We start from the raw sequence: 12131 nt of genomic DNA on the forward strand, positions 1-12131 counted from the left end.
AGCCTCCGTAAGCGGCGTTGTCTGAATGAAATCAAAGGGGGAACGCAGCCCGGAGGCGCGTTCCCCTGCCTATCAAGCCTTCATAGCCTTTTCGACTTCCACAGCCACGTTGACGGTGGCGCCCACCATGGGGTTGTTGCCCATGCCCATAAAGCCCATCATCTCTACGTGGGCGGGCACGGAGGAAGAGCCGGCGAACTGAGCGTCGGAATGCATCCTGCCCATAGTGTCGGTCATGCCGTAGGAAGCGGGACCGGCAGCCATATTGTCGGGATGGAGAGTCCTGCCGGTGCCTCCGCCGGAGGCCACGGAGAAGTACTTCTTGTTCTGCTCGATGCACTCCTTCTTGTAGGTGCCGGCCACCGGGTGCTGGAAGCGGGTGGGATTGGTGGAGTTGCCCGTAATGGAGACGGACACGTTCTCCAGATGCATGATGGCCACGCCCTCTCTCACGTCATCGGCGCCATAGCAGCGCACCTTGGCTCTCTCGCCGTCGGAGAAGGGGACCTCCCGGACCACGGACACCTTGCCCGTAGCATAGTCGAACTGAGTCTGCACGTAGGTAAAGCCGTTGATGCGGGATATGATATAGGCAGCATCCTTGCCCAGGCCGTTGAGGATGACCCGGAGAGGCTTTACTCTCGCCTTGTTGGCAGACTTGGCAAGACCTATGGCGCCTTCGGCGGCGGCAAAGGACTCGTGGCCTGCCAGAAAAGCGAAGCAGTCGGTCTCTTCCCTCAGGAGCATGGCTCCCAGTCTGCCGTGGCCCAGACCCACCTTGCGGTCGTCGGCCACAGAGCCGGGGATGCAGAAGGCCTGCAGGCCTTCGCCCAGTGTCTCGGCTATCTCCGAGGCCACCGTCAGACCCTTCTTGATGGCGATAGCGGCGCCTACCACGTAGGCGTATTTGGCGTTCTCAAAGCAAATGGGCTGTATAGCCTCCACCAGCTTGTATACGTCCAGACCCTTGTCCTTGCAGATCTGCTCGGCCTCTTCGATGGAAGAGATACCGTAGGACGCAAGGCACTTGTTGATCTGCTCGATCCTTCTGTCATAACTTTCAAATGTGATAGCCATATTCTCCTCCTACTCTGCTCTCGGGTCGATGACCTTGGCGGCATCGGCAAAACGGCCGTAGGTGCCGGTGAACTTTTTCAGCGCTTCGTTGGCATCCATACCCTTCTTGATGGCCTCCAGCATGGGACCCACCTTGACAAACTCGTAGCCTATGACCTCGCTGTTTGCGTCAAGAGCGATCCTGGAAACATAGCCCTCCGCCATTTCCAGATAGCGGGGACCCTTGGCCAGGGTGCCGTACATGGTGCCCACCTGGCTTCTGAGACCCTTGCCCAGGTCCTCCAGACCGGCGCCTATGGTCAGGCCGCCCTCGGAAAAAGCGGACTGGGTCCTGCCGTAAACTATCTGCAGGAACAGCTCTCTCATGGCCGTATTGATGGCGTCGCAGACCAGGTCTGTGTTCAGGGCTTCCAGCAGGGTCTTTCCGGGCAGTATCTCCGACGCCATGGCGGCGGAATGGGTCATGCCGGAGCAGCCTATGGTCTCCACCAGCGCTTCCTGGATGATACCGTCCTTCACGTTAAGGGTCAGCTTGCAGGCGCCCTGCTGAGGCGCGCACCACCCTATGCCGTGGGTCAGACCGGAGATATCGCTGATCTCCTTTGCCTGGACCCATTTGCCCTCTTCGGGAATAGGAGCAGGTCCGTGATTGCAGCCCTTGGTTACGGGACACATGACTTGCACTTCATGGCTATATTCCATACAATTCTCTCCTTATCAGAATAAATAGTCACCAGACATATATACTATTATAATTATACTACATATCGCCGGTTTTGGCAAATCTGCGGGACAAAAAAGGCCTGCCGCCGAAGCGGCAGGTCCCTAAAGTCTCAATGTCAGGGCTGACCGAAGAAGGGGAACATGCCTCCGAAGGGATCCTGTTCTCCGGGCTGAGGCTGCATCCTGGGCTGAGGCTGAGGCTGAGCCTGCTTGGCCAGCTCTTCCTGGCTGGGCATTTCCTCCAGCACCACGTCATAATCGACAGTCTGTCCGTTGTGTATGATGGTCAGCTTTATGCGCTCGCCGATCTTTTTCTTGCCCACTGCGGTGGACAGGGCTACGAGGGACTTGGCTGCATCCTTGCCCAGCTTCACCTTTTTGCCGTCAATGGCGGTGATGACGTCTCCTCTCTCTATGCCGGCCTTCTTGGCAGGGCTGCCTTCCATGACGTTCTCCACCAGTATGCCGTCTTCCTTGACCAGACCGGGCATGGTGCCATACTGGTTCTGTATCTGATCTCTGTATTCCTGATTGTAGACTCCCATGGTGATACCGATATAAGGTCTCTTGATGGAGCCTTCCTTGATGAGCTGGTCGCTGATCTGCTTGGCAGTATTGGAGGGCACGGCAAAGCCCACTCCCTCGCTGCCGCCCGACTGGGAGGCGATGGCCGTATTGATGCCTATGAGGTTGCCGCTGAGATCCGACAGAGCGCCTCCGGAGTTGCCGGGGTTGATGGCTGCGTCGGTCTGGATGATGGAGTCATAGGCCTGTCCGTTCAGGTCGAACTCGTCCCGCTTGGCGCTGATGATGCCGCAGGTGACGGTCTGTCCGATGCCCAGGGCGTTGCCTACTGCCACTACCCATTCTCCCACTTTGATCTTGTCCGAATCGGCAAACACGGCGCAGGGCAGATTGTCTGCCTTGATCTTGATGACGGCCAGGTCGGTCTTTCTGTCGGTGCCTATGACCCTTGCCTTGTGAGAGGTGTTGTCATACAGGGTCACCGTGACCTCTGCCATATCCTGGACCACGTGATTGTTGGTGAGGATATATCCGTCCTTGCTGATGATGACGCCGGAAGCGGAGCCCTTGGGGGTCTGCTGGGACATGCCGAAGAAGCCCGAGGACACCAGCTGGGGCTTGCCCACCGTGTCTATGTTCACCACGTATTTGCTCACCTTGTCGGCTGCCGTCTGGATGGCGTTGCCGCCTATGCCAGAGATGGCGGCGCTGACGGGAGCGGGAACTGCTGTGGGAGCGGCGGAAGAAGGCTTGCTGCCCGTAAACTTCAGGCAGAGCGAACATACCAAAAAACCTGCTACAAATATGGCTGCATAGCCTGCAAACTTTTTCATTTTATATAGTCTCCGTGAATGATCTTGGTGTGTGTCAAAGCCCGGTTCCGTACAAAGCGTTCAGGACCGCAGGCACCGTGACCAGCAGCGAACCGGCAGGTCCGGGATGGATCATGTCAGGGACCAGATCTATATAGGTCTTGGGGTCCAGGTCCAGCAGCTCCTTCCACTCGGGGAAGGTGTCTATGAGCCGGAACTTGTTTTCCCGGGCGATCCGGCGGAATTCCTCATAATAGCTGAGGTAGTCGGGCCGGCGCTGCAAATGCACGTCCATCATAGGATTGGTGACCATGATGATGATCTCGCATTTTCTGTTGTGCTTTTTGATGCGGCCGATCATGTTCTCCATGTTGGCCCGCGACTTGGCCACGTCTGTCTGGTAGTCCAGAAAGGCGTCGTTGACAGCAAATTCGAGGATCACCAGATCCGGGTCGTGGGCCAGGACTCTTTCGTCCAGATTGTCCACTCCCCAGCCGGACCACATGGCGCTTTTTGCGCCGTTGATGACCCGGACCTTGTCACCGTATTTGTCGGTGAGCTTCGTCCTTATGAGATCCACCCAGCCGCCCGTCTCCGTAAGAGAGGTGCCGTAGGTGACCATAGTCCGGGTCTTGCCCTTTTCCAGATCCCTGATAAAAGCAGTCTTGTCGGCTGCGGCTGCCTGCATGACGCAGACAGCCAGGAAAAAGACCGACAACATAAGCTTTGCGCTGACGAGCATTGAACTTGTGTTTTTCATTTTATATACGCTCCCATGGGACGCAATAGTTCCCGTATTTTTTATTTTATTTTGCTTACCAGATCTGCCATTTCCAGGGCTGCCATAGCCGCGTCAAAGCCCTTGTTGCCTGCCTTGGTCCCGGCACGCTCCACGGCCTGCTCTATGGTGTCCGAGGTCACCACGCCGAAGATGACGGGCACGCCGGTTTTGGCGGAAGCGGCGGCTATACCCTTGGCGGTCTCCTGACACACCAGATCGTAGTGGGAGGTGGCGCCCCGGATGACCGCGCCGAGACATATGACCGCGTCATACTGTCCCGACTCCGCCAGCCTGAGAGCACAAAGAGGCAGCTCAAAGGCTCCCGGGACCCGGACCACCGTCACGTTTTCCTCCGGAGCTCCGTGACGCGTCAAGGCGTCCAGAGCGCCGGCAAGCAGCTTGGAGGTGATAAAATCGTTGAATCGGCTGACTACTATGGCAAATTGTTTTTGCCCGGCTTCATAGCCGCCTTCGATAAGCTTGTAAGACATATTATTCTCCTCTGGTTATAACAGATGTCCCATCCGTGTTTTTTTCGTTGCCAGATATTCGGCGTTCTCGCTCCTGGGCCGCACCACCAGAGGCACCCTCTCGGTGATCTCCAGATCGTAGCCCCCCAGAGCCGCGTATTTGCCCGGGTTGTTGGTCATGAGCCGCAGCTTGCGGATGCCCAGCTCCCGGATGACCTGGGCCCCCAGGGAATAATCCCTCATGTCTGCGGGAAAGCCCAGCATCAGATTGGCGTCCACCGTGTCGGCGCCGTGCTCCTGCAGGTGATAGGCCTTCAGCTTGTTCACCAGGCCTATGCCCCTGCCCTCGTGATGTGGTATGTAGATCAGGGCTCCCCTGCCCTCCCGGGATATCATTTCCAGAGAGAGCCTCAGCTGCTCCCCGCAGTCGCACCTGTGGGACCCCAGCACGTCGCCCGTAAAGCAGGCGGAATGCATCCGCACCAGACAGGGCTCCCCATCGGACACGCAGCCCATGGTCAGGGCTATATAGGGCCCTGCCTCCACGTCCGTCTCGTAGGCGGAAGCGGTAAATACGCCGTAGTCATTGGGCAGCTCGCACTCGGCCACCTTGTGGACCAGACACTCGTGCTGCCTGCGGTATTTGATCAGCTCGGCTATGGTGGTCATCTTCAGGGAATACTTCTCCGCCAGCTTTTCCAGCTGGGGCACCCGGGCCATGGTCCCGTCCTCATTGAGTATCTCGCACAGGACTCCGGTCTCCTTCAGGCCGGCGATCCTGCAGAGGTCCACCACCGCCTCGGTGTGACCGGCTCTCACCAGCACGCCTCCGGGGGCTGCCTTCAGAGGATGGATGTGTCCGGGTCTGGCCAGATCCTCCGGCCGGGTGTCTTCGGAGGCCATGGCGTTGATGGTCCTGGCCCGGTCGGCGGCGGATATGCCCGTAGTGGTGCCCGCCAGGGCGTCCACGCTGACCGTAAAGGCCGTGGAATGCCGGGCCGTATTGTGAGACACCATCATGGGCAGAGCCAGCTCCTCCAGCCTTTTGGGAGTGGCGGGAGTGCAGATGAGCCCCCGGCCCGCCTTGGTGAGAAAATTCACGTCCTCGGCGGTGGTGAACTGAGCCGCCATGACGAAGTCACCTTCGTTCTCCCTGTCCTCATCGTCCACCACTATTATCATACGTCCCCGGCGCAGCTCCTCCGCCGCCTCGGGAATAGTCGCAAATCTCATATATCTACCTGCATAAAGCCGCTCTTGAGCAGCGCTTCCTTCAAGGGCTCGGCCGTGTCCCGTCCCAACAGCTTCTCGGTATATTTGGCCAGTATATCCGTCTCCAGATTCATCCTGTCCCCGGCCTTTTTCTCCCCCAGGGTGGTATTGGCCAGGGTGTGGGGGATCACCGCCACGGTAAAGCCGCTGCCCGACACCCGGGCCACGGTCAGGGATACGCCGTCCAGGGCCACGGAGCCCTTGGGGACGATATACCGCAGCAGGGGCCCGGGACAGACAAAGTCTATCTCCCGGGAGCCGCCTATCTCCCTGACGGAGCCCACCGTCGCCAGTCCGTCCACGTGTCCGGACACGAAGTGGCCTCCCAGAGGTCTGGACAGGGTCAGAGCTGTCTCCAGATTCACCCTCTCCCCCTTTTTGAGCAAGCCGAGAGCGGTGCGGCTCACGGTCTCTCTCACCGCGTCAAACCCCAGAGCGCCGCCGTCGGCGTCCGTCAGGGTCAGACACACTCCGTTTACAGCCACGGAGTCTCCCGTCTTCACACCGGAGAGTCCGGCTGCTATCCTTATCCTGTACACCGGGCCGGGCGTCACGCTCAGCACGGCGCCGATCGCTTCGGTCAATCCTGTAAACATGGGGCGACCTTCACCAATATATCTTCTCCTATGCGGCGCACTTCCTTCACTGTGACAGAGTGGGCGTCCTCTATGAGGACCGCCGTATCTCCTCCGCCCTGCCCTACCGCCGCGCTGTCATTCAGGAGCTTGGGGGCGTAGAAAAACAGTCCCTCGTCCCAGAGCCCCTCTTTGACAAAGCTGCCTGCGGTCCGGGCGCCGCCCTCCACCAGCAGGGACATTATGCCTATGTCGGCCAATATGGCCAGCAGCTCCCTCAGCCTGCCCTCCCGGTAGGTGATCAGGCAATAGCCCTCCCGGTCCTCCGTCTTGTTGGCATCTCCGGGCCGGGCAAATATCACGGGCCCGCCGGGAGCCCGGAATATGTTGTGCTCCCGGGTCTCCGGGATGGCGGAGGTAAGGACTATCCTGCAGGGCTGCTTTACCCGGGCGCCTCCCGTTCTGGCGGAAAGGGACGGGTCGTCCCGGCGGAAGGTATTGCCTCCCACCAGCACTCCGTCGCATTTGCTGCGCAGCCGGTGGACGAGACGCCGGGACCTCTCGGAGGATATCCACTTCGAATCCCCCGAGGCAGCGGCAGTCTTGCCGTCCAGTGTCATGGCCTGCTTCAGTATCACAAAGGGCCTGTGAAGGGTCCTGTGGGTGATGTATTCCCTGTTCAGGGCCCGGCACTCTTCCTCCAGCACGCCGCACACGGTCTCAATGCCTGCCCGGCGCAGGGTCTCTATGCCCCCTCCCGACACCTTGCTGTCCGGGTCCTGCATGCCTATGAACACCCTCCTGACTCCCGCTTTGATGAGAGCGTCGGCGCAGGGCGGGGTCTTGCCGTAGTGACAGCAGGGCTCCAGAGTGACATAGACGTCGGCGCCCCGGGCGTCGGGACAGCCGGCCAGAGCGTTGATCTCGGCGTGGGCCGCGCCGGCCCGCCGGTGGGCTCCCCGGCCCAGTATGGCTCCGTCCCGGACTATGACTGCCCCCACCCGGGGATTGGGTGAAGGATCGTATTTGGAGGCCAGACGAATGGCCAGACGCATATATTCGGTGTTCATCTTCTGCGAAATTCGGCTCTCGTCAGCAGCAGATCCCACACCAGAAAGGCCGTCATCACCAGCATCAGCGCCAGCACCGCGGCCAGATATCCCAGCATGGCCCTCACTCCCAGAACGGTCCGGAGATAGGGAAAGACTGCGAACAGCCCGAAGCACAGCTCGGTGGCGGCAAACAGGGAGGTGCGTATGAACTTGCGCAGAGTTCCTGCCAGAGAGGGGTCCTTTTTCCACATGACCAGCTCCCGCGCAAAAAACGCCGCCACCACCAGCATGCAGAGGGACAGCAGGACTATCATCCTCTCAGAGACTCAATGGCGTCCCGTCTGGACAGAGTCTTGTTGGCAAAGACGTAATTGCCGGCCACCAGCATATTGGCTCCCGCGCTGATGACCTGCTTTGCGGTCACGTTGTCTATGCCTCCGTCCACGGTGATATCCAGATCCAGGCCCCGGCTGTCGGCCATACGTCTGACAGCCTCTATCTTTTTCAGCATGGAGTCTATGAATTTCTGGCCGCCGAAGCCCGGGTTCACGGTCATGACCAGCACCGAGTCCAGATCCTCCAGCACGTATTCCAGAGTATTCTCGTTGGTGTGGGGGTTGAGAGCCACTCCTGCCTTTTTGCCTGTGGCCCTGATATTCTGCACGGTCCGGTGCAGATGGACGCAGGCCTCTTCGTGGACGGTGATCTCCCTGACCAGGTCGGGCTTGGCAAACTGCTCTATGTATTTGTCCGGATCCTCTATCATGAGATGCACGTAAAAAGGCAGGCTGCTGACGGCGGCGCAGGCGGCCAGAAAGCCGGGGCCAAAGGTGATATTGGGCACGAAATGCCCGTCCATCACGTCGCAGTGCACTGCGTCGGCTCCCGCCGTCTCGATGCTCTTCAGCTCCTTGTCCATACAGGCAAAATCCGCGCTCAGTATGGACGGCATGATGATGATGTCTTTCATGTATCGTTCCTATTCTATGAGTATATCTATTTCGTGATCGCTGTCGGGCAGCAGCTCGGGGCCCTGGTCCTCAGGCCCTTCCCCGTCGTCCCCGGAAGGCTCCGGAGCCTCCCGGCGGCGGTAGGGCTCGGTCTCCGGCTCCTCTCTGTCAAACCTGTGAGCTATGTCTATCCCGTTGGATACCACCAGATCCACCCCGGTGTCCTTGGACACGGACAGGGCCGCCTCCGGATTGGAGGATATGACGTAGTCCTCCGGCACCGTGTCCGAATACTGGCCTGTGACGCCGTTCACCTTCAGACCGGCCCTCACTATCATTTCCGCTGCGTCGCCCTTGTGCTTGCCCACCACGTCGGGCATGATGACGAATTCGTTGCCCAGGCTGGCCTGGATGGTCACGGTCTCGCCCTTTTTCAGCTTGCGGCCGGCCCCGGGGGTCTGATGGATCACCAGTCCCTCCTTGAATTCCTCCGAATAGGTGGGATCGTTGCGCAGCACGAAGAAGCCCTCTCTTTCCAGGGTGTTCACCGCTTCGGACTCGCTCATGCCTATGACGTCGGGCACCACCTGCTTGCCCCGGCTCACCAGATAAAAGGTGACGCAGGCGCTCAGGAGCAGCACCGCGAGGATCAGCAGCACGCCTCCCAGCATGCCGCCGGAGCCCTTGGTCTCCCTGGGATGCTCCACTTCCACGCTGGGCTTGGGCTCGGCAAAGCCGCCCTCGGCCCGGCCGGTCTTGATGCAGTTGGATATCTTCTGAGAGTAGATGCTGGCCGTCTCTATCCGGTCTTCGGGTCTCTTGGCCAGAGATCTTTTCACCAGAGCCGATATGTTTTCCGGTATCTCATGGTCGTAGCTTCTGGGGTCCGCGGGCTCGGTCTCCAGTATCCTGGAGGCGGTCTCTATGGAGGTGGCCCCGGTAAAGGGCACGTGCCCCGTGAGCATCCTGTAATACACGGCTCCCGCGGCGTAGATGTCCGACTGTTCCGCAGGCAGACCGCCCTGGATCAGCTCGGGGCTCTGAAAATATATGGTGTATTTGTCCAGAGTCTCCTTGGCCCGGGGGCTGGCGGCCAGACCGTCCCGTCTGCCGAAGCCCCTGACCTTGACGGAGCCGTCCTCGGTGATGAGCACGTCGTCGTCGGTCAGGTCACCGTGGCACAGGCCCGCTATATGGGCCTTGTCCAGAGTGGCCAGCACGTTGACTATGATCTCCGAGGCCTTGACGCAGGACAGCTTTTTTTCTCCGGCCAGCAGCTCTGCCAGGCTCTTGCCCCGCACGGGCTCATACACGAAAAACGGCTCCGCATCCTCCAGATTGGTCTCCAGCAGAGCCAGAGTCGCGGGGTGATCCAGCTGGGCGCATTCCTCCGCCCCCTTTGCATACCCCTCCGCAAAAGCCCGGTCCTCGGCCCAGCAGGGCTTCATGACGTAGAGGGACACCTGACGGTCGCCAATCTTGTCCACGGCGCTGTAAACGCTGAAGATGAGAGAATCGGACTCCTTTGCCAGTATCTGGAATCTGTTGTTGTAGAGCGTGTTCTCAGCCATGTGAGGCCTCCTTTGAGAAAACATACAATATAATTATACTACACGCGGGCGCGAAAAACAAAGCCGCAGCGCTGCTGCGGCTTTGGAGTATGCTGCTACTGAGCGTCCGGCGCCGGGACTTCGATGACCACGCCTTCGTCGGCGCCTTCCTCAAAGCCGATGCCCTCGTTGCCGTCTCCATCGGGATTCACGGCCGGGGCGGGACCCTCATCGGTCCCGGGGGAGGGAGGCGTTTCCACAGCCGGAGGCGCGGCAGGCTGTCCGCCGCCGTCAGGATAGACATTGTTGTCGGTGGAGGACTTCATGGCCTTTTTTGCCGTAGTGGTGTAGGAGCTGGAAGAGATATAGTCGGTGGTCTTCACGCTCCCCGACTCCACTATCCTCTTTACCACGGCGCTTTTGCCGTTGTTTTTGAAGGAGGAGGTCACGGTGCAGCGCTTTTTGCTGTCGGCGCTGCCCCACAGAGCCACGGTCATTGTGCTGCCATCCACGGAGGCCTTTATGACCACCGGGCTCCCCGAATTGTTTCTGAAGGAAAAATCCTGCTGGCCCCAATACACCATGGCGTCTCTGCCGGCGGGGACGTAGTCCACCATCTTGGAGTGGCTCCGGCGGCTCAGTATCTCCATGCCCGCCAGCAGCGCGGCGTTGAACAGAGTGGAGGACACCTGACAGATGCCTCCTCCCAGCTCCAGCTTTTGCTCGCCGCCCTGAAAGACGATGGCTTCCCTGTAGCCTGCCGCCGCGGTCCTCTCGCCCAGGGTCTTGTTGAAGGAAAAGACCCCTCCGGGCTGCAGCGAGGTGCCGTTCAGCTTCTTCACGGCCACCTTCAGATTGGAGGTCCTGCCCGCATTTTTGGCATTGAAGCCCGTGGTGTATCTGCCCAGACACACTCCGGGCGTATCCTGGGCCCACAGGGCTGCCGGCAGAATGAGCAGCAGAATGATGGCTAAAAGCGTATTTCTTTTCATGTTCCTATCCGTCTATGAGAGTGAGGTCGCCGTTGCCGTCGCCCCCGGCGGGAGGCGCAGGGGTCTCGGGCTTGGGCTGAGCCGGCTTGGGCTTTTCTGCGGGAGGCTCCTTGGGCTTGGGCCGCCTGTAGGTGCTGGAGGCTGTATAGTCCGCCTTTTTCACGCCGCCGGCGGTGACGTATCTGGTGAGGCTGGCTCCGAAGCCGCCGTTGTATACGCTGGTGGATACGGACACTTCCTTTTTGGACCGGGAGCTGCCCCACAGCTGCATGCTGAGGGAGCCGCCGCCTATGGAGGCAAACACTGCCACCGGGTCGGGAGTGTCGTTGACAAAGCAAAAGTCCGAGGAGCCGTAGCTGACCATGGCGTCCCTGCCCAGAGGCACGTAGGCCACCTTCAGGGAGTGGCAGCGTCTCGACGTGATCTTCAGCCCGGACAGCAGCACCGCGTTGAACAGAGTGGAGGACACCTGACAGACGCCTCCGCCCATGCCTTCCACCTCTTCGCCGTCCTGAAAAATGATGGCGGTCTTGTAGCCGGTGCTGGTATCCCTGGGCCCCACTATGCCGTTGTAGGAAAAGGTCTCTCCCGGCATGAGGATGGTGCCGTTGATGGCGCCGGCGGCAGTCTTCAGATTGTGGGTCCGGGCCACCTTGCCTGCGTTGTAGTTGGTGGTAAAGGAGCCCAGACGGGTATCCACGCTCTGCAGGTCCTCGCTCTTTATCCGGGGATAATCCGCCACGTATTCCAGCTCCACTGAGCTGGCCCCGGCCTTCAGGGCGGCGCATATGGCCTCCGAGGCAGCAGCCTCGTCTATCTTTTTGCCTATGACCGCAGGCACCAGGGACACGCCCTTGCCGGTGAACACCAGCCCCGCATTCCTGGGCTTCTGGTCTATGGACCTGTTCACCTCTCTGATGTATCTGTCTATGACGCTCTTGTCTATCTTTTGCTCTATATCAAAGCTCTTGCCCAGCTTGCCGCCCTTGATGGCCAAGTATTTTGCCAGGAGCCCGCCGGAGCGGCCCAGAGCGTAGGCCTTGTCCAGAGCCGGCTCCCATTTCCAAAAGAGGCCCAGCTCATAACAGGGCTTGTGGAAGGTGGAGTCGCCTATTTTGATGGAGAGAGGGGCAGACGAGATGGTCCTCACGTGGCTGCGGACAGCCTCTGCGGCCTCCTCCCTGGTCATGCCTCCCACGGCTACGCCGCCCACCTCCGCGTCGGGCGCCAGGCGCCCGGAGGAGGCGAACCGGCTGACCGAAAGGGACATGTGCCACGGCAGCAGAACTGCCAGACACACCAGCACCGCAGCTGCCGCTGCGACGATCTTTTTTGTCTTGTTCATCCCGGTC

General features: G+C 59.9%; 13 protein-coding genes. All 13 read right to left on the reverse strand.

Annotation, left to right across the window (positions count from 1 at the left end):
* Positions 1-72: 72 nt before the first annotated feature.
* The 13 genes from IK083_09675 to IK083_09735 all read right to left on the reverse strand — a co-directional run bounded on the left by IK083_09675 (position 73) and on the right by IK083_09735 (position 12124).
* A complete protein-coding gene (locus IK083_09675; GenBank protein MBR4749820.1) occupies positions 73-1077 on the reverse strand; it encodes a GGGtGRT protein in 1005 nt (334 codons plus the stop codon).
* A gap of 9 nt (positions 1078-1086) precedes the next feature.
* Positions 1087-1779: a hypothetical protein gene (locus IK083_09680; protein MBR4749821.1), complete on the reverse strand. Its 693-nt coding sequence runs from the start codon at positions 1777-1779 to the stop codon at positions 1087-1089.
* 137 nt (positions 1780-1916) lie between these two features.
* A complete protein-coding gene (locus tag IK083_09685; GenBank protein ID MBR4749822.1) occupies positions 1917-3158 on the reverse strand; it encodes a trypsin-like peptidase domain-containing protein in 1242 nt (413 codons plus the stop codon).
* A 34-nt stretch (positions 3159-3192) separates the two neighbouring features.
* Complete coding sequence (locus tag IK083_09690) at positions 3193-3897, reverse strand: SGNH/GDSL hydrolase family protein (GenBank protein MBR4749823.1); 705 nt, start codon at positions 3895-3897, stop codon at positions 3193-3195.
* 41 nt (positions 3898-3938) lie between these two features.
* Complete coding sequence (locus IK083_09695; GenBank protein MBR4749824.1) at positions 3939-4409, reverse strand: 6,7-dimethyl-8-ribityllumazine synthase; 471 nt, start codon at positions 4407-4409, stop codon at positions 3939-3941.
* A gap of 15 nt (positions 4410-4424) precedes the next feature.
* Entirely contained in the window at positions 4425-5621 is a 1197-nt protein-coding gene (locus IK083_09700; protein MBR4749825.1) for a bifunctional 3,4-dihydroxy-2-butanone-4-phosphate synthase/GTP cyclohydrolase II, read from the reverse strand.
* Positions 5618-6256: a riboflavin synthase gene (locus IK083_09705; GenBank protein MBR4749826.1), complete on the reverse strand. Its 639-nt coding sequence runs from the start codon at positions 6254-6256 to the stop codon at positions 5618-5620. The genes IK083_09700 and IK083_09705 overlap by 4 nt, the downstream gene beginning before the upstream one ends.
* Complete coding sequence (ribD, locus tag IK083_09710; GenBank protein MBR4749827.1) at positions 6241-7305, reverse strand: bifunctional diaminohydroxyphosphoribosylaminopyrimidine deaminase/5-amino-6-(5-phosphoribosylamino)uracil reductase RibD; 1065 nt, start codon at positions 7303-7305, stop codon at positions 6241-6243. The genes IK083_09705 and ribD overlap by 16 nt, the downstream gene beginning before the upstream one ends.
* Positions 7302-7601, reverse strand: coding sequence for a hypothetical protein (locus IK083_09715; GenBank protein MBR4749828.1), 300 nt, complete (start codon positions 7599-7601; stop codon positions 7302-7304). The genes ribD and IK083_09715 overlap by 4 nt, the downstream gene beginning before the upstream one ends.
* Positions 7598-8257, reverse strand: a complete 660-nt coding sequence (locus tag IK083_09720) for a ribulose-phosphate 3-epimerase (GenBank protein MBR4749829.1) — start codon at positions 8255-8257, stop codon at positions 7598-7600. The genes IK083_09715 and IK083_09720 overlap by 4 nt, the downstream gene beginning before the upstream one ends.
* Before the next feature lie 9 nt (positions 8258-8266).
* Complete coding sequence (locus IK083_09725; GenBank protein MBR4749830.1) at positions 8267-9808, reverse strand: PASTA domain-containing protein; 1542 nt, start codon at positions 9806-9808, stop codon at positions 8267-8269.
* Positions 9809-9903: 95 nt separating this feature from the next.
* Positions 9904-10779 (reverse strand): VanW family protein, encoded by an 876-nt coding sequence (locus IK083_09730; protein ID MBR4749831.1) that lies wholly within the window; start codon positions 10777-10779, stop codon positions 9904-9906.
* A 4-nt stretch (positions 10780-10783) separates the two neighbouring features.
* The gene (locus IK083_09735; protein MBR4749832.1) at positions 10784-12124 is read right to left on the reverse strand and encodes a VanW family protein; all 1341 of its coding nucleotides are present in this window, start codon (positions 12122-12124) and stop codon (positions 10784-10786) included.
* Positions 12125-12131 lie beyond the last annotated feature (7 nt).

The sequence above is a fragment of the Abditibacteriota bacterium genome, from assembly GCA_017552965.1.
GTDB lineage: Bacteria > Armatimonadota > UBA5829 > UBA5829 > UBA5829 > RGIG7931.

What these genes read in the sequence shown, in the direction of transcription:
- IK083_09680 (MBR4749821.1), bottom strand. Translation starts at nt 1,779, where the DNA reads ATGGAATATAGCCATGAAGTGCAAGTCATGTGTCCCGTAACCAAGGGC.
- IK083_09700 (MBR4749825.1), bottom strand. Translation starts at nt 5,621, where the DNA reads ATGAGATTTGCGACTATTCCCGAGGCGGCGGAGGAGCTGCGCCGGGGA.
- IK083_09690 (MBR4749823.1), bottom strand. Translation starts at nt 3,897, where the DNA reads ATGAAAAACACAAGTTCAATGCTCGTCAGCGCAAAGCTTATGTTGTCG.
- IK083_09705 (MBR4749826.1), bottom strand. Translation starts at nt 6,256, where the DNA reads ATGTTTACAGGATTGACCGAAGCGATCGGCGCCGTGCTGAGCGTGACG.
- IK083_09685 (MBR4749822.1), bottom strand. Translation starts at nt 3,158, where the DNA reads ATGAAAAAGTTTGCAGGCTATGCAGCCATATTTGTAGCAGGTTTTTTG.
- IK083_09715 (MBR4749828.1), bottom strand. Translation starts at nt 7,601, where the DNA reads ATGATAGTCCTGCTGTCCCTCTGCATGCTGGTGGTGGCGGCGTTTTTT.
- IK083_09725 (MBR4749830.1), bottom strand. Translation starts at nt 9,808, where the DNA reads ATGGCTGAGAACACGCTCTACAACAACAGATTCCAGATACTGGCAAAG.
- IK083_09720 (MBR4749829.1), bottom strand. Translation starts at nt 8,257, where the DNA reads ATGAAAGACATCATCATCATGCCGTCCATACTGAGCGCGGATTTTGCC.
- IK083_09735 (MBR4749832.1), bottom strand. Translation starts at nt 12,124, where the DNA reads ATGAACAAGACAAAAAAGATCGTCGCAGCGGCAGCTGCGGTGCTGGTG.
- IK083_09675 (MBR4749820.1), bottom strand. Translation starts at nt 1,077, where the DNA reads ATGGCTATCACATTTGAAAGTTATGACAGAAGGATCGAGCAGATCAAC.
- IK083_09730 (MBR4749831.1), bottom strand. Translation starts at nt 10,779, where the DNA reads ATGAAAAGAAATACGCTTTTAGCCATCATTCTGCTGCTCATTCTGCCG.
- ribD (MBR4749827.1), bottom strand. Translation starts at nt 7,305, where the DNA reads ATGAACACCGAATATATGCGTCTGGCCATTCGTCTGGCCTCCAAATAC.
- IK083_09695 (MBR4749824.1), bottom strand. Translation starts at nt 4,409, where the DNA reads ATGTCTTACAAGCTTATCGAAGGCGGCTATGAAGCCGGGCAAAAACAA.